General features: G+C 67.9%; 20 protein-coding genes and 2 tRNA genes. 11 read left to right on the top strand and 11 right to left on the bottom strand.

Features of this window, described 5'->3' with window-relative positions:
* Positions 1 to 24 precede the first annotated feature (24 nt).
* On the bottom strand, positions 25 to 1,266 hold the full coding sequence (locus H0B54_RS04435) for a pentapeptide repeat-containing protein (protein ID WP_343068900.1): 1,242 nt from the start codon (positions 1,264 to 1,266) through the stop codon (positions 25 to 27).
* 444 nt (positions 1,267 to 1,710) lie between these two features.
* On the opposite strand from H0B54_RS04435, the gene mepK reads away from it, so the two are divergent.
* Positions 1,711 to 2,298, top strand: coding sequence for a peptidoglycan L,D-endopeptidase MepK (gene mepK / locus H0B54_RS04430; RefSeq protein ID WP_094302267.1), 588 nt, complete (start codon positions 1,711 to 1,713; stop codon positions 2,296 to 2,298).
* A 75-nt stretch (positions 2,299 to 2,373) separates the two neighbouring features.
* Here mepK and glmS read toward each other — a convergent pair whose 3' ends face one another.
* The gene (gene glmS, locus H0B54_RS04425; RefSeq protein ID WP_188259382.1) at positions 2,374 to 4,200 is read right to left on the bottom strand and encodes a glutamine--fructose-6-phosphate transaminase (isomerizing); all 1,827 of its coding nucleotides are present in this window, start codon (positions 4,198 to 4,200) and stop codon (positions 2,374 to 2,376) included.
* A gap of 57 nt (positions 4,201 to 4,257) precedes the next feature.
* Positions 4,258 to 5,613: a bifunctional UDP-N-acetylglucosamine diphosphorylase/glucosamine-1-phosphate N-acetyltransferase GlmU gene (glmU, locus tag H0B54_RS04420; protein WP_188259381.1), complete on the bottom strand. Its 1,356-nt coding sequence runs from the start codon at positions 5,611 to 5,613 to the stop codon at positions 4,258 to 4,260.
* Positions 5,614 to 5,918: 305 nt separating this feature from the next.
* Here glmU and H0B54_RS04415 point away from each other — a divergent pair, with 305 nt between their 5' ends.
* Entirely contained in the window at positions 5,919 to 6,599 is a 681-nt protein-coding gene (locus tag H0B54_RS04415; protein ID WP_188259380.1) for an HAD-IA family hydrolase, read from the top strand.
* A 145-nt stretch (positions 6,600 to 6,744) separates the two neighbouring features.
* Positions 6,745 to 7,023 (top strand): hypothetical protein, encoded by a 279-nt coding sequence (locus H0B54_RS04410; protein WP_188259379.1) that lies wholly within the window; start codon positions 6,745 to 6,747, stop codon positions 7,021 to 7,023.
* A gap of 4 nt (positions 7,024 to 7,027) precedes the next feature.
* Here the strand turns inward: H0B54_RS04410 and H0B54_RS04405 are convergent, their stop codons facing one another.
* Positions 7,028 to 7,921, bottom strand: coding sequence for a DUF3108 domain-containing protein (locus tag H0B54_RS04405; RefSeq protein WP_188259378.1), 894 nt, complete (start codon positions 7,919 to 7,921; stop codon positions 7,028 to 7,030).
* A 165-nt stretch (positions 7,922 to 8,086) separates the two neighbouring features.
* On the opposite strand from H0B54_RS04405, the gene H0B54_RS04400 reads away from it, so the two are divergent.
* From H0B54_RS04400 to H0B54_RS04375, 6 genes are all read left to right on the top strand, one after another.
* Positions 8,087 to 8,161: transfer RNA gene (locus tag H0B54_RS04400), tRNA-Val, on the top strand.
* A 132-nt stretch (positions 8,162 to 8,293) separates the two neighbouring features.
* Positions 8,294 to 8,368: transfer RNA gene (locus tag H0B54_RS04395), tRNA-Val, on the top strand.
* A gap of 231 nt (positions 8,369 to 8,599) precedes the next feature.
* Complete coding sequence (locus H0B54_RS04390) at positions 8,600 to 8,764, top strand: hypothetical protein (RefSeq protein WP_014240656.1); 165 nt, start codon at positions 8,600 to 8,602, stop codon at positions 8,762 to 8,764.
* 177 nt (positions 8,765 to 8,941) lie between these two features.
* Positions 8,942 to 9,832, top strand: coding sequence for a pantoate--beta-alanine ligase (gene panC / locus H0B54_RS04385; RefSeq protein ID WP_188259377.1), 891 nt, complete (start codon positions 8,942 to 8,944; stop codon positions 9,830 to 9,832).
* Between the two features lie 140 nt (positions 9,833 to 9,972).
* Positions 9,973 to 11,466 carry an NADP-dependent succinate-semialdehyde dehydrogenase gene (gene gabD, locus H0B54_RS04380; RefSeq protein ID WP_246472317.1) on the top strand — a complete coding sequence of 498 codons (1,494 nt, stop codon included), beginning with the start codon at positions 9,973 to 9,975 and terminating at the stop codon, positions 11,464 to 11,466.
* Positions 11,467 to 11,652: 186 nt separating this feature from the next.
* Complete coding sequence (locus H0B54_RS04375) at positions 11,653 to 12,060, top strand: flagellar basal body-associated FliL family protein (RefSeq protein ID WP_211109175.1); 408 nt, start codon at positions 11,653 to 11,655, stop codon at positions 12,058 to 12,060.
* Between the two features lie 141 nt (positions 12,061 to 12,201).
* On the opposite strand, the gene H0B54_RS04370 is transcribed toward H0B54_RS04375, so the two are convergent.
* The gene (locus H0B54_RS04370; protein ID WP_188259375.1) at positions 12,202 to 13,587 is read right to left on the bottom strand and encodes a class II 3-deoxy-7-phosphoheptulonate synthase; all 1,386 of its coding nucleotides are present in this window, start codon (positions 13,585 to 13,587) and stop codon (positions 12,202 to 12,204) included.
* A 217-nt stretch (positions 13,588 to 13,804) separates the two neighbouring features.
* Between H0B54_RS04370 and H0B54_RS04365 the strand changes: the two genes are divergently transcribed.
* On the top strand, positions 13,805 to 15,148 hold the full coding sequence (locus H0B54_RS04365) for an AmpG family muropeptide MFS transporter (protein WP_188259374.1): 1,344 nt from the start codon (positions 13,805 to 13,807) through the stop codon (positions 15,146 to 15,148).
* 142 nt (positions 15,149 to 15,290) lie between these two features.
* On the opposite strand, the gene H0B54_RS04360 is transcribed toward H0B54_RS04365, so the two are convergent.
* The 3 genes from H0B54_RS04360 to H0B54_RS04350 form a co-directional block, all read right to left on the bottom strand.
* Positions 15,291 to 16,187 (bottom strand): manganese catalase family protein, encoded by an 897-nt coding sequence (locus H0B54_RS04360; RefSeq protein ID WP_145699941.1) that lies wholly within the window; start codon positions 16,185 to 16,187, stop codon positions 15,291 to 15,293.
* A gap of 169 nt (positions 16,188 to 16,356) precedes the next feature.
* The gene (gene gor, locus H0B54_RS04355) at positions 16,357 to 17,709 is read right to left on the bottom strand and encodes a glutathione-disulfide reductase (RefSeq protein ID WP_188259373.1); all 1,353 of its coding nucleotides are present in this window, start codon (positions 17,707 to 17,709) and stop codon (positions 16,357 to 16,359) included.
* Positions 17,710 to 17,820: 111 nt separating this feature from the next.
* Positions 17,821 to 18,333 (bottom strand): flagellar basal body-associated FliL family protein, encoded by a 513-nt coding sequence (locus H0B54_RS04350; protein ID WP_188259372.1) that lies wholly within the window; start codon positions 18,331 to 18,333, stop codon positions 17,821 to 17,823.
* Between the two features lie 363 nt (positions 18,334 to 18,696).
* Between H0B54_RS04350 and H0B54_RS04345 the strand changes: the two genes are divergently transcribed.
* On the top strand, positions 18,697 to 19,860 hold the full coding sequence (locus H0B54_RS04345) for a nicotinate phosphoribosyltransferase (RefSeq protein WP_094302254.1): 1,164 nt from the start codon (positions 18,697 to 18,699) through the stop codon (positions 19,858 to 19,860).
* A gap of 61 nt (positions 19,861 to 19,921) precedes the next feature.
* On the opposite strand, the gene H0B54_RS04340 is transcribed toward H0B54_RS04345, so the two are convergent.
* The 3 genes from H0B54_RS04340 to H0B54_RS04330 all read right to left on the bottom strand — a co-directional run bounded on the left by H0B54_RS04340 (position 19,922) and on the right by H0B54_RS04330 (position 22,408).
* A complete protein-coding gene (locus H0B54_RS04340; RefSeq protein ID WP_188259371.1) occupies positions 19,922 to 20,254 on the bottom strand; it encodes a (2Fe-2S) ferredoxin domain-containing protein in 333 nt (110 codons plus the stop codon).
* Between the two features lie 83 nt (positions 20,255 to 20,337).
* Positions 20,338 to 21,636 (bottom strand): ergothioneine biosynthesis protein EgtB, encoded by a 1,299-nt coding sequence (egtB, locus tag H0B54_RS04335; protein WP_188259370.1) that lies wholly within the window; start codon positions 21,634 to 21,636, stop codon positions 20,338 to 20,340.
* Between the two features lie 175 nt (positions 21,637 to 21,811).
* On the bottom strand, positions 21,812 to 22,408 hold the full coding sequence (locus H0B54_RS04330) for a hypothetical protein (protein ID WP_188259369.1): 597 nt from the start codon (positions 22,406 to 22,408) through the stop codon (positions 21,812 to 21,814).
* Between the last annotated feature and the right edge of the window lie 85 nt (positions 22,409 to 22,493).

The following is a 22,493-nucleotide window of genomic DNA, read 5'->3' as shown; positions in this document are numbered from 1 at the left end:
GAAGGGAGAACGAAGGGGAAGGGGTCAGCGCCGCCGCGGCGCCTTGCCCTTGAGATGGGCGCGCTGGAGCTTTGCGCCGGCCAGATCCGCCCCGTCCAGGTCGGCGTTCTCCAGATCGGCGTCGGTCAGGTTGGCCTGCACCATGCGGGAGTCGGTCAGCATGGCCTGCCGCAGGTCGGCGCCCATCAGATTGGCAGCCCAGGAGCGGCCTGTGGGGCGTCCGCTGGGGTCCTTGATCTCCGCCGGGCCGAGGTTGACCCGTGTCAGGTCGGCCCCGGTCAGCCGGGCGAAGCTGAGGTTGGCGCCCGACAGGTCAGCGCCCATCAGGTTCGCGCGCTCCAGAATGGCGCCGGACAGATCGGCCATCATCAGCCGTGCGCCGGTCAGCGCCGCGTCGGACAGGTTGGCGCCGCGCAGCGAGGCCGCGCTGAGATTGACGCCGCGCAGGTCGGCCCGGCTGAGGTCGGTGCCGTCCAGTTCGGCGCGCTCCCCGCGCTGGCCGACGCTGTCGATCCAGCGCTCATGGTCGAAGATCGCCCGCTGGATCTCCGACCCCATGCTGTCGATCGGGCGGGTCAGGCAGGCGGAACCGAGCTTGGCCTGCGAGAGGTCGCAATCGACCATGCGCGTGCCGACCAGATCGGCGTTGTCGAAGGTGGCGCCGTCCAGCAAAGCGCCGGTCAGGTTGGCGCCGTTCAGCCGCGCTCCCGACAGATTGGCGTCGGTCAGCACCGCGCCGGTCAGGTCGGCGTTCTGAAGCACAGCCCCGCACAGGTCGGCTTCCGTCAGGTTGGCACCGGCCAGCACGGCCCCGGTCAGGTCGGTTGGAATGCCGCCCTCCGCCGTGGCGCCGCCCTGAAGCCGGGCCAAGGCGGTCCGGTGGGTCTGCCGGGTGGCCTCGGCGTCCTGGACGTCCGGACCGGTGCCGCGGCGGGCGGTGCCGCCCGGTTCCAGCGTGCCGGCACGCAGGTCGGCGTCGCGCAGATTGGCGTATGAGAAATCGGCGGAGCGCAGCCGGGCACCACGCAAATCCGTTTGCATCAGGTTGGCGCGGGTGATGTCCGCGTCGCGCAGGTCCACGCCGAACAGGTCGGCGCCGGCCAGATTGGTGCCGCTGAGTCGGCAGCGCGCCAACTTCGCTCCAACCAGCCGCGCGCCGCGCAGGTCGCGCTGCGACAGATCGGCGCCCTCCAGGTCCGCCAGCGCCAGATTGGCGCGCGCGCCGCCCGGCTGGCCCTTGATCCAGCGGGCGTGCCGGTCCAGCACCTCGGCCAATTGATCGGGCCGAAGATAGGAGGGAGCCGGCGCAGGGGCTGTGGCGACGGGGGGCACGGGCAGGAATCTGACGGGGGTTGTTTCCACTACTCAAACTATGGAGGTAGATTCGTTACCGAAGGCTAAACGGTAGAGGACACGGAAGTACCCCTTATGGTTGCCGTTTTTTGCCCTGTCCTTGTCACGACCGGTGCGTGAGGGGGCGGGGGAGGGACTCGAGCGAATCGGAAGGGGGATCCGTTGTGTTTCATCTCTGTAACGGGACATCCCGCCTCTTCGGCCGGCGCATTCCCATCCTGGAAATCCCAGGAAATGCGGGCTTTTTAAAGACGTTAACCATTGGTTTCTTGACACAAGCGGGGGCTCTGCCGCCAAAAGTCATCGGACAAAAAGGGGGTGCTCTATGCACCGCCCCGTTCGGGACCCCATGGAGGCATGATGACCGAGGCCAAATTCCAACCGACCCCAGCAGCCACGCTCGGCCGGAGGGAACTGTTGCGCATCGGTCTGGCGACGGCCGCCGCCGGTATGGTGATGGCGCCGGAGGTGTCGGAGGCGGCGCTGCGCGCCCCACCGCGACAATTGGTCCTCCTCAACCTCCACACCGGGGAGCGGGTGCGGGCGGAATACTGGTCCAAGGGCCGTTATCAGCGCGACGGGCTGCGCGAGATCAACCATCTGCTGCGCGACCACCGCACCGGTGATGTGCATCCCATCGACCCGAAGCTGCTCGATCTGCTGCACGCCCTGACCCGTAAGGTTGGCAGCAAGACGCCGGTGCACATCATCTCCGGCTACCGCTCTCCCGAATCCAACGCTTGGCTGCGCGAGCAGGACGGCAACGGCGTCGCCCAGAACAGCTTCCACATGCAGGGCAAGGCCATCGACCTGCGGGTGCCCGGCCTGCCGCTGCGCACCCTGCAGCGCGCGGCGCTCAGCCTGCGCGGAGGCGGGGTGGGCTATTATCCGGACAGCAATTTCGTCCATGTGGACGTCGGCCCGAAGCGCCACTGGGCGGCCTGACCGGCGTCCCGAGAGGAAACAAAAAAAGCCCCCGCCGGTTGGACGGGGGCTTTTTCTTCGAGCAGATCGACCGCGTTACTCGACGGTGACCGACTTGGCGAGGTTGCGGGGCTGATCGACGTCGGTGCCCTTGAGCACGGCGACGTGATAGGCCAGCAGCTGGACCGGGATGGCGTAGAGCAGCGGGGCGACCAACGGGTCGCAGGCCGGAAGCTCCAGCGACCAGCGGACCTTGTCGGACAGCTTGTCGATGCCCTTCTTGTCGGCGATCAGCAGCACCTTGCCCGACCGCGCGCAGACCTCCTGGACGTTGGACACGGTCTTTTCGAACAGGTTGTCCGACGGCACCAGGACGATCACCGGCACGCTCTCGTCGATCAGTGCGATGGGGCCGTGTTTCAGTTCACCCGCCGCGTAACCTTCGGCGTGGATGTAGCTGATTTCCTTCAGCTTCAGCGCGCCTTCGAGAGCCAGCGGGTACATCGCGCCGCGGCCCAGATACAGCACGTCGCGGGCCTCCGCGACCTCCTGCGCCAGCTCGTGCAGGCGCTCGTCGTGGGCCAGCACGTCGGCGGCGCGGGCCGGCACCTCGCGCAGAGCCTGGGCGATCTGCTGCATCCGCTCCGCCGGGATGACGCCGCGGGCGTGGCCAACCGTGACCGCCAAGCAGGCCAGCGTGGTCAGCTGCGTCGTGAAGGCCTTGGTCGAGGCGACGCCGATCTCCGGACCGGCCATGGTGTAGAGCACCGCGTCGGATTCGCGCGCGATGGTGCTTTCCGGCACGTTGACGATGGACAGGATCTTCTGGCCCTGGCGCTTGCAGTAGCGCAGCGCCTCCAGCGTATCCAGCGTCTCGCCCGACTGGCTGATGAACAGCGCCACGCCGCCCTCGGGCATCGGCGCCTCGCGGTAGCGGAACTCCGAGGCGATGTCGACCTCGACCGGCAGGCGGGCCAGCGTCTCGAACCAGTATTTCGCCACGACGCCGGCGTAATAGGCGGTGCCGCAGGCGACGATGGTCAGCTTCGTCGCCTTGGCGATGTCGAAGCTGGTCTCCGGCAGGGTGACGCGGCCGGTCTCCGGGTTGATGTAGGCGTTCAGCGTGTCGCCGATGACCTGCGGCTGCTCATAGATTTCCTTGAGCATGTAGTGCCGGTAGCCGTCCTTGCCGATCAGCGCGCCGGACAGGGCGGTGGTCTTGACCGGACGCTCCACCACCGCATCGCTGGCGTCGTGGATCACGGCGGCGGTGCGGGTCAGCTCCACCCAGTCGCCGTCCTCCAGATAGCAGATGCGGTTGGTCAGCGGCGCCAGGGCGAAGGCGTCGGAGGCGAAATACATCTCCCCCTCGCCGTAGCCGACGGCCAGCGGCGTGCCGTGGCGAGCGCCGATCAGCATGTCCTCCTGGCCGGAGAACAGCAGCACCAGCGAGAAGGCGCCGGTGAAGCGCTTGAAGGAAGCGGCGGCGGCCTCGACCGGACCCAGCCCCTCCTTCTCCATGTAATAGGTGACGAGGTGGGCGATCACCTCGGTGTCGGTGGCGCTTTCGAAGACGTAGCCGTGCTCGATCAGCTCAGCCTTCAGCTCCTGGTAATTCTCGATGATGCCGTTGTGCACCACGGCCACGCGGTGGGTGGCGTGCGGGTGGGCGTTGTTCTCGGTCGGGCCGCCGTGGGTCGCCCACCGGGTGTGGCCGATGCCGATCACGCCCGGCAGCGGCGCCTCGCGCAGCTTGGCGTCGAGGTTGATCAGCTTGCCCTCGGCGCGGCGGCGCTCGATGCCGCCCTTGACCAGCGTGGCGACGCCGGCGCTGTCGTAACCACGGTATTCGAGGCGGCGGAGACCCTCGACGAGACGGGGGGCCGCGTCATGCGTGCCGATGATGCCGATGATGCCACACATGAACCTGCAACTCCTGAATGATGGCCGGGGCCGGGTGAACGGTCAACCGGGGCAATCTTACGCCTTTTTCGCTTTCTCGTTTTGCTTCCGTTCGCGGAAACGCTTGGCCCAGCCGGTGTAAGCCTGCTGGCGCCCGCGCGCCACGACCAGCGCGTCGCCCTCCACGTCGGTGGTGACCACGCTGCCCGCTCCGACGATCGCGCCGTCGCCCACCTTGACCGGAGCCACCAGCGCGGTGTTGGAGCCGATGAAGGCCCCGGCGCCGATGTCGGTGTGGCTCTTGGCGTAGCCGTCGTAGTTGCAGGTGATGGTCCCCGCGCCGATGTTGGCCTTCGTCCCCACCCGCGCGTCGCCGATGTAGGTCAGGTGGTTGACCTTGGCGCCGGCCTCGATCTTCGCGTTCTTGATCTCGACGAAGTTGCCGATGTGGGCGTCGGGGCCGATCTCCGCCCCCGGGCGCAGACGGGCGTAGGGGCCGACCTGGGCGCCGCTGTCCACCCGCACCTGCTCCAGATGGCTGAAGGCCTTGATCTCCACCCGGTCGGCGACGACCACGCCGGGGCCGAACACCACGTGCGGGCCGACGATCACGTCGCGGCCGAGGCGGGTGTCCACGCAAAAAGTGACGCTGTCCGGATCGGTCAGGGTGGCGCCGTTGTCCATGGCGGCCTTGCGCAGGCGGCGCTGGATCAGCTTCTCCACCTCCGACAGCTCGGCGCGGGAATTCACGCCGACGACCTCCGCCGGGGCGGCCTCGACCACCGCGCAGGCCATGCCGTTGCTGCGGGCGATCTGCACCACGTCGGTGAGGTAGTATTCGCTCTTGGCGTTGCTGTTGCCGATGCGGCTGATGAGGTCGAACATCCGCGACCCGTCAAAGGCCATCAGCCCGGCGTTGCACAGGGTGACCTGGCGCTCCTCCTCCGAGGCGTCCAGATACTCGACGATCTTCTCAAGCCCGCCGCGGGCGTTGAGGATCAGGCGGCCGTAGGCGCCGGCATCGTCGGGACGCATGCCCAGCACGACCACCGCCGGGTCGCTCGGCTGGCGCCGCGCGGCGACCATGGCGCGCAGCGTGTCCGGCGTGACCAGCGGCGTGTCGCCGTAGAGCACCACCACGTCGCCGTCGAAGCCCTCCAGCAGGCCGAAGGCGGCGCGCACGGCATCGGCGGTGCCACGCTGCTCGTGCTGGACGGCGGTGGGGTAGGGGGCGACGGCGTCGGCCACATTGTCCATGCCGGGGCCGACCACCACGACGACATGGTCGGGGTCGAGCGCCCTCACCGCGGACAACACATGGCCGACCATCGGCTGGCCGGCGACGCGGTGCAGGACCTTCGGCAAGTCCGATTTCATGCGGGTGCCTTTGCCGGCGGCGAGAATGACGCAGGCGAGCGGGCGGTGCTGAGTCATCGGATATCCCTGCAGTATTGGAAACGGGTTATGGCAAACGGGTGGAAAAGCGTGCGCATCAAAATCCGGGCAAACGGTCTGTCCTCAAGCATTGAGTGCCACATCCGGTGCCGGGACCCCAAGTCAACTTTTGTGTCAATCTGACATACACAAATCGCGGCCCGAGGGTGTACGCAACCCGCGCCGGCGGCGCCGAAGGGCCTATGCGTGGGTGGATTGCCGGAGCAGGGGCTCGCCGCCAGGGGAAGGCCGTGCTATCGAAAGGGGTATCCGCCCGTCTTCGCCTCACCATGGGACACCCGCCGATGTCTGCCATGTCCGCCGCCATTCCCTTCTCCGCGGTCGTCTTCGACCTGGACGGCACGCTGATCGACAGCGCGCGGGACATGACCCGAGTCCTGAACCGCACCCTGTCCCGTTTCGTGCGCCCCACCCTGACGGAGGAACAGGTGCGCGGCATGGTCGGCGACGGGTCCGCCGCCCTCGTCCGGCAGGCCTTCGCGGCGACCGGCGACGCCCTGACCGAGGATGCCTTGAAGACGGCCCTGGCCGACTATCTCGACGCCTATTTCCAGGACGACGAACCCCCGGTGCTCTATCCCGGCGTGCCGGAAACCTTGGCGGCGCTGGCGGACAGCGGCGTCAGGCTGGGGCTGTGCACCAACAAGCCGGAGCGAATCACCCGGAAGCTGCTCGACGGGCTGGGCCTGTCGGCCCTGTTTTCCGCGCTGGCCGGCGGCGACACGCTGCCGGTGAAGAAGCCGGACGGGCGCCATTTGTCCTGGGTGGTCGAGGCGCTGGGCGGCGGCAGCGCCGCGATGGTGGGGGACAACCGCAACGACGTGACGGCCGCCCGCGCCGCAGGGGTGCCGGTGGTGGCGATGACCTACGGATATCCCCGCATGCCGGTGCAGGAGTTGGGCGCCGACATCCTGCTCGACCGCTTCGCCGACCTGCCGGACGCATTGCGGCGGCTGGGCACCTGAATGGCCGGCCGCGCTGCAAGGCCCAGCGGGGGCTTTGCCGTAGGTCTCCTTCTTGTCATGGTTAACGAGAGATTAACGGTGGCTAACGAAAGGTAAATGTTGTTGGATGGGCGCATCGAATGGTGGTGAGCGAAGGAGACACCCGATGGCCCAGATCCTTGCCTTCCCCGGTAAGACCCAGACCGGCAAGACCCTGTCCGCCGACGCTCTGTCCATCGAAGGCCACAACGCGGCCCGCGCTCCGTCCAGCAGCCAGATCGACTCGGCCACCGCCGACTTCGACCGGATGATGGCCCACCACAGCGACCTCCAGCGCAAGATGGCCGAGTTCAACCGCCTGTGCGAACAGGCGCTGGCCGAGCGGCCGATGGCCGAACTGCTGTACCATCCCACCGCCTGCAGCGGCAGCGTCGGGCGCGCCTGATCCTTCAACGAAGCGGTGACGGTGCCGGCTCGACGGGACGCTCCGCCGTCTGGTCGGTCTTGCGGGCGGCGGTGAGGTGGACGACGACCCCGCCGAATCCGCTGTCGGTTTCCAGCCGGACGGGCAGGGGCGGGCCGGCCCCCCCCACCGGAGCGATCCACAGATCGACGGGCGGACGTTCCTCCCGGCCCCCGCCGCGCTGCCAGAAGGCTTGGCGCGGCGTGCGCTCGTAACCGGCGATCGGTTTGTGGGACACCCGGCATTGCCGCGCCGCGCCCGAGAACACCGAATGGCGCGACGCCCCGACCATGGTCATTCCCCGGTCCGTGAACATCATGTCGTAGCGGCGGCGCCCATCAAAGATGGGCACGGTGCGCTGACATCCGTCGCCGTGAAGCCCAGCCAGCAGCATGTCCACGACACCGCTCAACGGATCGCGGCTTTGCCGGGTGAGGTTCTCGGGGACCGGTTCGCGGTCCTCCTCCTCCGGGGGCGGGGAGACCTGTGTGCGGACGCGGCCGTCCGGGCCGTAGTCCAGAGTGACGGTCCGCGGGGAGCCGCGCAGGACTCCGGACTGTGTATGGCGGATCGGGGCAACGCCATCCGGGCCGACCGTGCCGACGCTGAGCGATTGGGTCTCCCAGGGGAACAGGCGCCCCAGAAAGCCGTCCGTCGCGGCGTTGACCTGGACGCTGTAGCGGCCCTCGGTCAAGGTCAGTTCCGCCCGCGCGTCGAGCACGGCCACGCCGCCGACATGAACGCGGTAGTCCAGTTGCCAGCGCTGCGCCAGGGCGGGCAGGGGGAAGAGCCCTGCGATCGCCGCGCACAGCCCGGCGACGAGGGCGGCAGAGGGACACTTGATAGGAGGCTGGGCGGGAAGCGCGGTCCGGTGCGTCATGTCCATTGGCTCATCGGGGGCTCCGGGCGGAAGGGCTTCTTTGATATTGGTGTGAAACAGGTGCTTGACAGGAGGGGGCGGGGCCTTTAGAAACCCGCCTCACCGCAGCGGTGGCAACGACGCGACAGCGAAACGAGCCTGATGCCGACGTGGTTTTACTGGGATGGGCGCATAGCTCAGCGGGAGAGCACACCCTTCACACGGGTGGGGTCGTAGGTTCAATCCCTACTGCGCCCACCATCCCAAAGTCCGATGGTTCATGGACTTTGCGGATGGTACCATCCCCTCCACCATATGGGCCGGTCAAGATCGGGGTCCGTCGGGCCTCGCATTGTCGTCTCTGTGGTGCGTCAGCGGTTGTTTCTTTGGGATGGGCGCATAGCTCAGCGGGAGAGCACACCCTTCACACGGGTGGGGTCGTAGGTTCAATCCCTACTGCGCCCACCATCCCAAACACCGACTCCTCTCCGAGACATCGTTGGAATTCGCCAGTAATGGGTTGTCGCACCGATTGTGCGGCCCTGTGCTTGGGCGTAACACCACAAAATACCCTTGCCCAATCGCGTGTGCCTTTTTGAGACGAACGCTACCGCAGTTGATTCAGATCAGCTACAGCACGTGGGGTTTTCGTCTATCGCTTCCAGCATCCGATTTTCTCAATCATCTGGAAGCAGTGACATGGAAGATACGCGCGTGACCCTTCTCGCCCTCGGCCTGCTGGTCGTGGCGCTCGTCGTGATCCTCGGTTCGGTGGTCCTGTCTCCGGCCACCCTGGTCCTCCTGGCCACGCTCGGCGCCTGGGTGAACCTGACCTATCTGGTCGTCGTCACGCTGATGCGTTGACCCCACCCGCGGGCGGGGCGGGCTTCATCGCCCAACCCGTCCGCAGGCCCACCCACAGGCCCACCCACAGGATGGGAAAATTTCAAATTCGGGCGCTGCCGGTTAATTCCATGACTGGACAGCGCCGGGCCGGCGGTTTATCCCAGCGCCGTTTATGACGCCTGTGGAGCACCCGCCATGACCTCCCTCGCCACCGCCCGCCAGCCGGAGTCGGAACAGCCCCTGCCGGTCGTCCGCAGCGTCGACGATCTCCGCGCCCAGGTCTCCGCCTGGCACCGCGACGGCAAGACGGTGGCCCTGGTGCCGACCATGGGGGCGCTGCACGACGGCCATCTCGCTTTGGTGCGCCGTGCGCGTGAATTGGCCGACCATGTGGTCGCCAGCGTCTTCGTCAACCCGACCCAGTTCGCCCCGCACGAGGACTTCGACCGCTACCCGCGCGACGAGGCCGGGGATTCGCGCAAGCTCGCCTCGGCGGGCTGCCATCTGCTCTACGCTCCCACGGTGCGCGCGATGTATCCGGAGGGCTTCGCCACGGCCATCTCGGTCGGCGGCCCGGCGGAGGGGCTGTGCGGCACCTTCCGGCCGCAGATGTTCGGCGGCGTCGCGCTGGTCGTGACGAAGCTGTTCCTCCAGGCCCAGCCCGACGTGGCGGTGTTCGGGGAGAAGGACTACCAACAGCTCATGGTCATCCGCCGCTTCGCCCGAGATCTCGACATCCCGGTGCGGGTGGAGGGGCTGCCGACGGTGCGGGAGGCCGATGGGCTCGCCATGTCCTCGCGCAACGCCTATCTGTCCGCCGACGAGCGCGCCCGTGCGCCGGAGCTGAACCGCGCGCTTCTCGAGGCGGCGTCGGCGTTGGCCGGCGGGGCGGAGGCCGCAACGGTCCTGGAGGCGGTGCGGGCACGAGTCACCGCCGCCGGTTTCGGCTCCATCGACTATGTCGAACTGCGCGACGCCGACACGCTCGAGCCGGTGGCCCGCGTGGAGCGCCCGGCGCGCCTCCTGGCCGCCGCCTGGATGGGCAAGGCGCGCCTGATCGACAACGTGCCGGTCCTTCCGGCGTAACAGCCGGCGTTCCATCCCCGGTCCGCACGCCTGCCCACGTCACGCGAAGGATCGCAGAGCGGGCGTGGTGCCCTATACTCTCTGCCGAACGCGCGGCCGACCGCGAGGCCGTGCACAAGAAACGAGGGAAGGAAGGCACCATGCCGTATGATTCCGTGGACACCGCCCGGCGTCTCGGGTTGAAGGACGCCGAGCTGCTGCGCTTCCAGTGCTTCGTCGATGGCCGGTGGATCGACGCCGACAGCGGCAAGACCGTGGAGGTGACCAACCCCGCCGACGGCAGCGTCCTGGGCAGCGTGCCGATGATGGGCGCGGACGAGACGCGCCGGGCCATCGAAGCCGCCGAGCGCGCTTGGCCGGCCTGGCGTGCCCTGACCGCGAAGGAGCGCGCGAAAACCCTGCGGACGTGGTTCGATCTGATGATGGCGAACCAGGAGGATATCGCCCGCATCATGACGGCGGAGCAGGGCAAGCCGCTGGCCGAGGCGCGGGGCGAGGTGGCCTACGCCGCGTCCTTCATCGAGTGGTTCGCCGAGGAGGGCAAGCGCGTCTACGGCGACACCATCCCGCAGCATCTGCCGGGCCGCCGCATCGTCGTGACCAAGGAGCCGATCGGCGTCACCGCCGCCATCACGCCGTGGAACTTCCCGGCGGCGATGATCACCCGCAAGGCCGGTCCGGCGCTGGCCGCCGGCTGCCCGATGGTCATCAAGCCGGCGACCGCCACCCCGCTGACCGCGCTCGCCATGGCGGTGCTGGCGGAGCGGGCGGGCATTCCGGCGGGCATCCTCAGCGTCGTCACCGGCTCCGCCCGCGCCATCGGCGGCGAGATGACCGGCAACCCGACGGTGCGCAAGCTGACCTTCACCGGCTCCACCGAGATCGGCAAGGAGCTGATGGCCCAATGCGCGGGCACGGTGAAGAAGGTGTCGCTGGAACTGGGCGGCAACGCGCCCTTCCTGGTCTTCGACGACGCCGACCTCGACGAGGCGGTGAAGGGCGCCATCGCGTCCAAGTACCGCAACACCGGCCAGACCTGCGTCTGCGCGAACCGTCTTCTGGTGCAATCCGGAGTCTACGACGCCTTCGCGGCCAAGCTGGCCGAGGCGGTGAAGGCGCTGAAGGTCGGCCCCGGCCTGACCACGGAGGGGGCGCAGCAGGGGCCGCTGATCGACATGGCCGCGGTGGAGAAGGTCGAGGACCACATCCGCGACGCCACCGAGAAGGGTGCCCGCGTGGTGCTGGGCGGCAAGCGGCATGACCTCGGCGGCAGCTTCTTCGAGCCGACCATCCTCGCCGACGTGACCCCGGCCATGAAGGTGGCCCGCGAGGAAACCTTCGGCCCGGTCGCCCCGCTGTTCCGCTTCGAGACGGAGGAGGAGGCCGTGCGCATGGCCAACGCCACCGAGTTCGGTCTGGCCGCCTACTTCTACAGCCGCGACATCGGCCGCGTCTGGCGGGTGGCGGAGGCGCTGGAATACGGCATCGTCGGCATCAACGAGGGCATCATCTCCACCGAGGTCGCCCCCTTCGGCGGCATGAAGGAGAGCGGCATCGGGCGCGAAGGGTCCAAGTACGGGATCGAGGATTACCTGGAGATCAAGTATCTGTGCATGGGCGGAATCGGCGGCTGAACGCCGGGCGTCGGTTGCAAGTAAAAATACGGGGCCGGTCGCGCGACGCGCTTTGACCGGCCCCGTTTTTTTATCTAGGATAAATCATCGTTAAATTTGCCCATGTTCCCATCAGGGGAACGATGGGGGAAAGGCGGCCCGGTGCGGTTCCTGCTGCGGCGCTCCGATGGGGAATCGGTGTCCCTGATGCCCGTCCTCATCGCGGTGTTCCTGGTGCTGCTCGCCGCCCTGGGCACTTGGACGGTGGTCGCCGCCAAATCCGGCGCCCGCGGCGTTGGTGGCGACCGCAAGGCGCAGAAGACCTACGCGTCCCTGCCGACGATGACCTTCACGCTGGGGGGCAGCGACGCGCGTCTGGTGGACATCCGCGTGCTGCTGGAGATTGAGCCCACCGCGGACCCGAACGCGGCGGCGCCCTTCGTCCCGCGCATCGCCGACCAGATGGCCGACCGGCTGCGCCAGATCGAGCCGGGCCAGTTGAACGGGGCCGAAGGCGCCAACCTGATCAAGAGCACCGTGGCGAGCGTGATGAAACGCGAGGCGCAGGCCATCCGGGTGCGCGAGGTGCTGCTGGAGCGGATGGTGGTGCGGTAGGCGCTCGCACCGCTTGCCCCCTCCCTAACCCTCCCCCGCTTTCGCAGGGGAGGGAACGGCCGCCGCTTCACAGAAGGCATCCTCCCCTGCGAAAGCGGGGGAGGGCCGGGGTGGGGGCAGCAGTGCCCCCAGGAAAACGCCTTACTCCGCCGCCGCCCGGCGGTCGGCGTCGCGCTTCAGGCGGGCGCGCTTCAGTTCCTCGGCCAGCAGGAAGGCCAGTTCCAGTGCCTGGCTGGCGTTCAGCCGCGGGTCGCAGGCGGTGTGGTAGCGCAGCGCCAGCTTGTGATCGGTGATCGCCTGGGCGCCGCCCGTGCACTCCGTCACGTCCTGGCCGGTCAGCTCGAAATGGACGCCGCCGGCGTGGGTGCCCTCGGCCTCGTGCACCGCGAAGAAGTCGCGCGCCTCCGACAGCACCTTCTCCACCGGGCGGGTCTTGTAGCCGCTGGAGGACTTGACGGTGTTGCCGTGCATCGGGTCGCTGGACCAGACGACGACGCGGCCCTCGCGCTGAACCTTGCGCAGCAGGGGCGGGAACTTCTCCGCCACCTTGTCGGCGCCCATGCGGACGATCAGGGTCAGGCGGCCCGGCTCGTTGGTCGGGTTCAGCAGGTCGATAAGGCGGATCAGCTCGTCCGGGTCGGTCGTCGGGCCGCACTTCAGGCCGATCGGGTTCTTCACGCCGCGCAGGAACTCGACATGCGCGCCGTCCGGCTGGCGGGTGCGGTCGCCGATCCACAGCATGTGGGCCGACACGTCGTACCAGTCGCCGGTGGTGCTGTCGACGCGGGTCATCGCCTGCTCGAACGGCAGCAGGAGCGCCTCGTGGCTGGTGAAGAACTCGGTCTCGCGGATCTGCGGGGTGGTCTGGGCGGTGATGCCGCAGGCCGCCATGAAGCCCAGCGTCTCGTCCAGCCGGTTGGCGATCTCGCGGAACTGCTCACCGGCGGGGGAGCGCTCGACGAAGCCCAGCGTCCACTGGTGCACCTTGTGCAGGTCGGCGTAGCCGCCCTGGGAGAAGGCGCGCAGCAGGTTCAGCGTGGCGGCGGCCTGGGTGTAGGCCTGCATCATGCGCTCCGGGTCGGGAACGCGGGCGTCGGGCGTGAAGTCGAAGCCGTTGATGATGTCGCCGCGGTAGGACGGGAGCTCGATCCCCTCCATCACCTCGGTGTCGGCGGAGCGCGGCTTGGCGAACTGCCCGGCCATGCGGCCCACCTTGACCACCGGGATGGCGGCGCCGAAGGTCAGCACGACGGCCATCTGCAGCAGGACGCGGAAGGTGTCGCGGATGTTGTTCGGGTGGAACTCCGCGAAGCTCTCCGCGCAGTCGCCGCCCTGCAGCAGGAAGGCGTTGCCGGCGGCGGCGGCGGCAAGGCTGTCCTTCAGCCGGCGCGCCTCACCGGCGAAGACGAGCGGGGGATAGGAGGACAGGCGCTGCTCCACCGCTTCGACCTTGGACGGGTCCGGATAGGTCGGAAGCTGCTTCGCCGGCTTCGACCTCCAACTGTCGGGGGACCAACGCTCAACCATGACGCCCGCTCTTTCCTTGTGCTAAGGGTTCCTCCAGACGGCCGGATGACGGCCAGAGGGGTACTCTGTATAGCGGTTGCCGAGAAATTTTTCCATAGTTTCGACCGCAACTTCCGCAATGGATGATGCGGCGCCGCGCCCGAAAAAGCGCGCTGGCCGGAGCGTCCGGCTGGGGCCTATACAAACGGATACGCAGGTGTGCGGAAGGGTTGAACGGGTGAAACCATCCTCCTGGGGTCAGGCGGCCTCCGTCTATCTTGACCGGCGCGTTCTGGCCATTCTGTTCCTCGGCTTTTCCGAAGGGCTGCCGCTGGCGTTGACCGGGTCCACCCTGTCGGTCTGGCTGCGCGAGGGCGGCATCAGCAAGACGGCCATCGGCCTGTTCGCGCTGGTCACGATGCCCTACGCGCTGAAGTTCGTCTGGGCACCGCTGATCGACCGGCTGCGCCTGCCGGTGATGACCCGTCTGTTCGGGCGGCGGCGCGGCTGGGCGCTGGTGGCGCAGGCCGGGCTGATGGCGGCTTTGATCGGGCTGGGCAGCACCAACCCGGTCACCGACCTGTGGTGGACCGCCATGCTGGCGGTGGTGGTGGCCTTTTTCTCGGCCAGCCAGGACATCGTGGTCGACGCCTACCGCGTCGAGGTGCTGGAGGAGCACCAGCAGGCCGCCGGTGCGGCCATCCTCGTGCTGGGCTACCGCTTCGGCATGCTGGCGGCGGGGGCGGGGGCTTTGTACCTCGCGGAGTTCTTCGGCTGGCACGTCGCCTACTACGTCATGGCCGGGCTGGTCGCGGTCGGCATGGTGACGATCCTGCTGAACCGCGAGCCGAAGGTCGCGGACTCGGCGGAGTCCAAGGCGCGGGAGCAGCATGTGGCCGACTGGCTGGCCATGCGTCCGCATCTGACCGGCTGGAAGGCGGACCTGCTGGCCTGGGTCTACGGCGCCGTCGTGGCGCCCTTCGTGGAGTTCATGACGCGCCCGGCCTGGGCGGCGGTCCTGCTGTTCATCGCCTGCTACAAGCTGGGGGATGTGCTGGCGGGGGTGATGTCGGCGCCCTTCTACGTCGATCTCGGCTTCGAGAAGACGGAGATCGCCAACGTCACCAAGCTGTTCGGCCTGTGGGCGACCATCGTCGGCGGGTTGATCGGCGGCGTGCTGGTCGGGCGCGTCGGCGTGCTGCGCGGGCTGCTGGTCGGTGGGCTGATGCAGATGCTGTCCAACCTCGGCTACGTCATGCTGGCGCAGGTCGGGCATGACGTGTCGGCGCTGGCGGTGACGGTGGCGCTGGAGAATGTCTGCGGCGGCATCGCGACGGCGGCCTTCGTCGCCTATCTGTCCAGCCTGTGCAACACAGCCTACACGGCCACGCAATACGCGCTGCTCAGCAGCTTCTACAAGCTGGGCGGGGACCTGTTCGGTGCCTCGTCGGGCTGGCTGGCCGAGCGGATGGACTGGAGCAGCTTCTTTCTGCTGTCCACCGGCGGGGCGGTGCCCGGGCTGCTGGTGCTGCTGTGGCTGATGACCCGGCCAAGGCGGGACGAGGCGGTGGTGAAGGCCTGATTCTTTCTCCCCCCGGGGAGAAGGTCAGGATGAGGGGGCGGCCGTGAGGCCGACCACGTTGACTCAGTGCAGAGCGTGGACGCCCTGACGGGCGCCCCCTCACCCCAGCCCTCTCCCCAGGGGGGAGAGGGGGATCGGGACGTTACTTCACCGGGGTCATCTTGCCGGAACCGGGGCCGGCGCCGAGGTCGGCACCCGTCACCGGGTTCACGTCGGTGCGCGACATGGTGCGCTTGGCGGCCTCGTTGACGGCCTTCATCTCTTCCGCCGCCAGCCGGACCGAGGGGTTGCCGTCGCCACCGCTGACCGGGGCCTGGTCGGGGGTGATGTTCACGAACTCCCACTGCTCGCCCTGGTTCCACGGGCCGCGCATGTCGCCGTCACCCTGGCTCATGTTGTAGTACTTGTCGGTGTATTCCGGGTTGCCCGGCAGCTTGCCCGGCGGGAAGTTGTTCTCGATGGAATAGAGCGCCTTCTCGAACATCTTCTGGTGGGCCACCTCGCGGGTCATCAGGAAGGTCAGCGCGTCCTTCACGCCCGGATCGGGGGTGATGTTGATGAGGCGCTCATAGATGATCTTGGCCCGCGATTCCGCGGCGATGTTGGAGCGCAGGTCGGCGGTCGGCTCGCCGATGCTGTCGATGTAGCCGCCGGTCCACAGCTGCCCCGCGGAGTTGGTCAGCGCCGGGCCGCCGCCGTAGAGCAGGGCCAGCGTGTGGCTGCCGTTGCCCTTGGCGATGTCGGCGTAGAGGTCGGTGACTTCCTCCGCACCCTCGGCCAGCTTGCCCTTCACGCCCTTGGTCAGCATGGCGACGATGCTGCCGATGATCTCCAGATGGCTCAGTTCCTCGGTCGCGATGTCGATCAGCATGTCCTTGCGGCCCGGGTCCTCGTCGGAAAGGCCCTGCGTGAAGTAGCGCAAGGCCGCCGCCAATTCGCCCTGCGGGCCGCCGAACTGTTCCAGCATCAGGCTGGCCAGCTTCGGGTCCGGTTCGGCGACGCGGACCGTGTACATCAGGTTCTTGTTGTGCATGAACATGCGTAGGAGCCCTCCCGGTGCCTGGATGAAGGATGGGAGGCGGCGGCGTCCGCGGGGGTGCTTGACCGCCGCCGTGAGTGCCGCCGCCATCGTCGTGTGCTCTCAACACAGGCTTCTTAGAAGCGTTCCAGGAAATCTGGCTCCTGACCTTTGGTTTTATGTCCGATCGTCAGGACACCTTCTCGCGCATCAGAACGAACTCTTCCGCGGTAGATGGGTGAAGAGCAATGGTGCGGTCGAAATCTTTCTTTGTGGCGCCGCAGTTCAGGGCGATGCCCAGCCCCTGGACGATTTCCGGGGCGTCCATGCCCATCATGTGGCAACCGAGCACGCGCTGGCTCTCGCCGTCCACGACCAGCTTCATCAGGACGCGCTCGTCGCGGCCCGACATGGTGTGCTTCATCGGGCGGAAACCGGCCTTGTAGATGTCCACCGTCGCGTGTTTCACCCGCGCTTCCGCCTCGGTCAGGCCGACGGTGCCGAGCGGCGGGATGGAAAAGACGGCGGTCGGGATGTTGGCGTAGCTGATGCTGGTCGGGTTGTCGTTGAACACCGTTTCCACGAAGGCACGCCCCTCGGCGATGGCGACGGGGGTCAGGGCCATGCGGTCGGTGACATCGCCGACGGCGAAGATGTTGTCCACGCTGGTGCGCGAATACTCGTCCACCCGGATCGCCCCGGCGTCGTCCAGCGCGACGCCGGCGGCTTCCAGCCCGAGGTCGCGGGTGTTTGGACGGCGTCCGGTCGCCGCCATGACGAGGCCGGCGGAATGTTCCCGCCCCAGCTGGTCGGTGACGGTGAAGCCGCCGGGGCCCTCCTCGACCTTCACCGGCTGGGTGCGGGTGAGGATGGTGATGCCGCGCTTGCGCATCTCCTGGGCCAGAGCGACGCGGATGTCGTCGTCGAAGCCGTTCAGAAGCTCCTCGCCGCGGATCATGATCGTGACCTCGGCGCCCAAACCCCGGAAGATCCCGGCGAACTCCACGGCGATGTAGCCGCCGCCCAGGATGATGACGGAGTGGGGCAGGGTGCCGAGCTGCAACGCCTCGTTGGAGGTGACGGCGTGCTCGATCCCCGGAATCTTGGGCAGCGCCGGCCAGCCACCGGTGGCGACCAGGATGTTTTTGGCGGTGTAGCGCTGGTTCGCGACCTCGACCGTGTGGCGGTCGATCAGCCGCCCGAAGCCAGTGTGCAGGGTGACGCCGGAGTTCTCCAGCATCTTGATGTAGATGCCGTTCAGCCGGTCGATCTCGGCGTCCTTGCGCCCGATCAGCGTCGCCCAGTCGAAGGCCGGCGTGGCGGTGGCCCAGCCGTAGGCGCTGGAGTCCTCGAAGGCGTCGCGGAACTGGGCGGCGTAGACCAGCAGCTTCTTCGGCACGCAGCCGCGGATGACGCAGGTGCCGCCGACCCGGCTGCCTTCGCAGATGGCGACCTTGGCCCCCATGGACGCGGCCCGCCGGCTGGCCGCGACGCCGCCGGAGCCGGCACCGATGGTGAAAAGGTCGAAATCGAACTCGGCCACGGCCGTCTCCTTGCATTCCCAAGATCCGAACGGGAGGGGAGTGTTCCCCATTCCGGCGCCCCTGTCGAGCGTTGGAGGGCCGGCATCGGCGTGGGCGGAGCGGGCCTTCCGTCAGCGCATGACGAGCTCCTGGACCAGCACTTGCCGGATCTTCATCGCGCCGAGTTCCTTCGCGGCGGTGCGCATCACCGCGTCCTTGACGTAGAAGGCGCCGTTGCGCCCGCGCAGCTCGCCGGGGTCGGTGTCCAGCATCACGTTGGTCATGGCGCTGGCGATGCGCGGCCCGTAGCTTTCCACCGTCTTGGCGGGGGCGGTCGGCTCCATGTCGAGCACCACGCGGACCCGCAGCTCGCGCAGCCGGTCGCCGTCGCTCAACGTGAAGATCATCGCCGGCAGGCGCGCGTAGTTGGCGGCGGTCCGCAGCGTGTCCCCCACCGCGCGCCCGGCCTGCGCTGTGCCGGGCTTCAGCAGGAAGGCTCCGCCGGTGCCCGCCGCGGCGAGCCCGGCCATGGTGCAGAGAAGCCCGACCACCACCCGGCGGCCCAGGCGATCCAGCGTCGAGGGGGCCGCCGTCGAGGGCCCTGCCGCAATGTTCGGCGCGTTCTGGCGGATTGTCCGGCTCATGCCGACCTCGTCGCTTTTCCCGGCACCGAAAGGGGATGGTGCCTGTTCTTGAGTGTATGGTGGATGGTTGAAAGGAAGGCGTCAAATACAGGTATTTTATACTTTTTGGTGAAAGCCAATTACAGTGAAGAACTGCGCATCTCTTCGCATCTTCTTTGCGTTTGAAATGCGCCGGATTTCGTAGCGTATTTTCGGTAAATCACCATTGCTTGCGGCGGTTGGCCGTAGCGGATGAAGCCTCTTCCACCGGAGGGCCAGGGCGTATAATGCTGGTTTCTCAATCGGATTGCCGTTCCCGCGGTGGAGGCGGCCTCCGGACGTGACCGTCGCGAAGGGCAAGAGCGGGAAGACAAGGACATCGCCATGGACGAGACCAGGAACCAGCCGCCGGCCAGTCACGCGCCCGCCAGCCATCCGCCCGCGTCGGCCATCACCGAATGGACCGACACCTATTTCAAGCGGACCAAGGAAGCGGTCGGGAAATTCGGTGACAAGAAGGTCACCTACGCCATCTTCATGCGCCGTCCGGTGGTCTGCGCGCCGCGACTCGCCATCGAATGGCTGGAGGCGGTGGCGCGGGAGCGCGGGTTCGACCTCGACATCGTCCTGAACTATCCGGAAGGGAAGTGGGTCGGTGCGGGCGAGCCGATCCTGTACATCACCGGCTCCTTCTACCATCTGGTCGACACCGAGACGATCATCCTGCAGAAGCTCGGCCCCGCCTGCGTCGGCGCCTACAACGCCTTCACCATGTGCGCCGACCTGCCGAAGACCGCCTTCCTCGCCATGGAGGCGCGCCACTGCGCCGGCACGGAGATGGAGGAGATGATGGCCTACGCCGCCTCGGTCGGGTCGGACCGGGCGAAGCGCAAGGTCGGCGCCAAGGGCTTCATCGGCAACGCCACCGACGCCACCGCCCATTTCTTCGGCCAGAAGAAGGGCATGGGCACGATGCCGCACGCGCTGATCGGCTATGCCGGTTCGACCGTGCGGGCGGCCGAGATGTTCCACGAGACCTTCCCCGAACTGCCGCTGACCGTCCTGGTCGATTACTTCGGGCGCGAGGTGACCGACGCACTGGAGGTCTGCCGCCGCTTCCCCGGCCTCGCCGCGCAGGGCAAGCTGGCGGTGCGGCTCGACACGCCGGGCGGGCGCTTCCTGGAAGGGCTGGACCCGCCGGGCTCTTACGCGGTGCTGGAGCGGCACGCGCCCCATTCCATCCGCGGCTACCGCGACGAGACGCAGCTCCGCTACCTGATCGGCACCGGCGTGTCGGCCGCGGCCATCCATTTCATGCGCGAGAAGCTGGACGAGGCCGGATTCCCGGCGGTGAAGATCGTCGCCAGCTCCGGCTTCGGCCCGGCGAAGTGCCGCCTGATGGCGGAGGCCAACGCCCCCGTCGACATCATCGGCACCGGCAGCTATCTGCCGGAGCGCTGGACCGAGACCTACGCCACCGCCGACATCATCGAGTATGACGGCGAGAAGCGCGTGAAGGTCGGCCGCGAGTTCCTGTTCCGCAAGTAGCATCGTCGTTCCGCACGAAGAACGCCCCTCCGCCGGCCACGCCGCGGAGGGGCTTTTGCGTTCAGCGGGTCAGCACCATCACCAGCCGTTCGACCGGCGTGCCGTTGACGAGGTGCGAGTCGACGATCTCGTCGATGTCGGCGGGCGTTTCCGGGCGGTACCACAGGCCTTCCGGATAGACCACCATCAGCGGCCCGGCGGAGCAAAAGCCGAGGCAGCCGGTCCAGGCCATGCCGACGTCCGTCAGCCCCTTGGCCTGGATGCGCTGGCCGAGCTGCTCCCACAGCGGGTGGGCGTTCTTCGCCGCGCAGCTCCCGCGCGGATGGCCGGGCGGGCGCTGTTGGGAGCAACAGAAGACGTGGTGGCGGAACACCTGAGGCAGATCGAGGGACATCGCAGGCTCCTTAGTCCATAATTTTATTATGGTTATAGAGCTTGCTGCGGTGCAACGCCACCGTTTAAAACGATTCCAATGTCTCAGGCATCCTCGGCCAGCCGCAGTCCGGTGAAGGACAGGCGGGATTCCGGCCGTAGGTAATGCCGGGTCGTCGGGTTGGCGTGGTCGAAGGGGGTGACGCAGCTGCCGCCCCGCAACACCATGCGGTTGATCATGAAGCGGCCATGGACGGCCTCGTCCACCCCGTCGGGCAGGCGGTAGCCGGGGTAGGGGGTGAAGGGGCTGCGCGTCCATTCCCACACGTCGCCGAACAATTGCCAGGGGCCGTCGCCGTGGCAGGTGCTGGGGCGCGGGTGGCGGTGACCGGTGCCCAACAGATTGCCGATGCTGTCGCAGCGGGAGGCGAGCGCTTCCCATTCGGCTTCGTCCGGCAGGCGCTTGCCGGCCCAGCGGGCGAAGGCGTCGGCCTCGAACCAGCTCACATGGCAGACCGGCTCGGCGGGATCGAGCGCGCGCATGCCGTAAAGGGTGAAGATCTGCCAAGCGCCGTCGCGCCATTCCCAATAGAGCGGGGCCTGCCATCCCTCGGTCTGCACCGCCTCCCAGCCATCGGCGAGCCAGAGCGAGCGCTTTGAATAGCCGCCATCCTCGATGAAGTCCCGGAAGGCGCCGCAGGACACCGGCAGGGTGGCGAGGCGGAAGGGCTCCAGATGGACGCGATGACGCGGCCCCTCATGATCGAAACCGGCCCCGGCTTCCGACCGCCCGATCTCGATGAGGCCGCCTTCATGCTCGACCCAGCGTTCCGGTTGCGGCGGTGCTGGCGCGGCCTGTGGCGGCTGGTCGTAGGCGGGACGCAGCGGGTTGCTCCAGAAGGCGTGCTTGATGTGGGTCAGCAGCCGTTCCTGGTGGCGCCGCTCGTGCGTGATTCCGACGGCCACACGGTCGGCGATTTCCGGCAGTTCGGCCTCGTCGGCTTGATTCAGCAGGTGCAGCACCGCGGCGTTCACATGGTCGCGGTAACGCATGACCTCCGCCGCGTTGGGCCGGGACAGCAGGCGCAGGGTGGGGGAGGGAAGCTGGTGGCTGCCGAACCGGTCGTCGCGGGCGGCGAACAGCGTCAGAAAGGCCGGATCGAAGGGGCGGTAGCCGGGGTTGCAGGGCACCAGGACGGTGGTTTCGAACAGCCACGTCGTGTGGGCGAGGTGCCATTTGGCCGGGGCGCCGTCGGGCACCGACTGGACCATCAGGTCCTCGGGCGACAAGGGGGCCGCGAGTTCGGCGGTGCGGGCGCGGATCTTTTGGAATCGGGTGGAGAGCGCTTGGCGGAGGGCGTCGCCGGACGGCTGGGCGTGCGTGGCGAGATGGGTGTCGGGCACGGGGGAACCTCCCTACGGGAGCGGGTTTTCCGCGGCAGAAACGGCGCGGAAACGCGCCCGGACTCCGCCGGAGAAACAACAGGACCATTGTGCCGCATGGCCCGACCATCCTGGGTGGCGCATCGGAGGGGGGCTTTCTCCGAATTCGCGCATTATACCCGGACTGGCGCTGTGGTTAGGCGTCCACCACCAGATGCGGACGGAAGGCACCTTCCAGTGTCAGAAGAAGGCGCAGATACACGGCAACGCGCCGCGATGTCGTCGTCCGCTGTTCCAGACACTCGCGAAGCTGGTTGGCGAGAGCCATGTTTTCCGCCGTCTGTCCCGGTGGCAGTGTGGGTTTCGTCGGCGCCGCCATGTCGACGATGTGGTCGTGGTCGACGGAATGGGCTGCGACGGCTTTTTCGAGGAGCGACGCCGCGATGCGTTCGATGTCCTGATCCGCCGGGGGCGGCTGGGCGAGGTTGGGGGCGAGGTGGGGCGGCGGGCGGCGGTTGGCCAGCTGCGCGCGCAGATTCTGCTTGATGCGCGCCCGCTGCCCGGCGTTCAGCGTGTCCAACTCATCGATCTCGTCGAACAGCAGGTCGTAGAGGCGCCGGCGCTTGTGGTTGGCCTCGTCCTGGTCGCGGCGCTCCTGCTGCTCCCGCTCCTGCTGTTGCAGGTCCTGCCGATTCTGCCGCCGCTGTTTGCGGTCGGTCGCGCTGCCGGTGCGCTCCACCACGCCGGCCGAGCGGACCAGGGGTTCCGAGCGTCCGATCGAACCGTCGGTCATGGCGACCTCCACGGCTAATGGCTGGGACTGTTCAGTGTACCAACTGTCGCGATTCTGTCAAGGTGACGCTTTGGCCTGCGGCGAA

It is taken from the genome of Azospirillum tabaci (assembly GCF_014596085.1).
GTDB lineage: Bacteria > Pseudomonadota > Alphaproteobacteria > Azospirillales > Azospirillaceae > Azospirillum > Azospirillum tabaci.
Note: the sequence above shows the minus strand (reverse complement) of the source record. Positions and strands in the feature narration are given on the sequence as shown.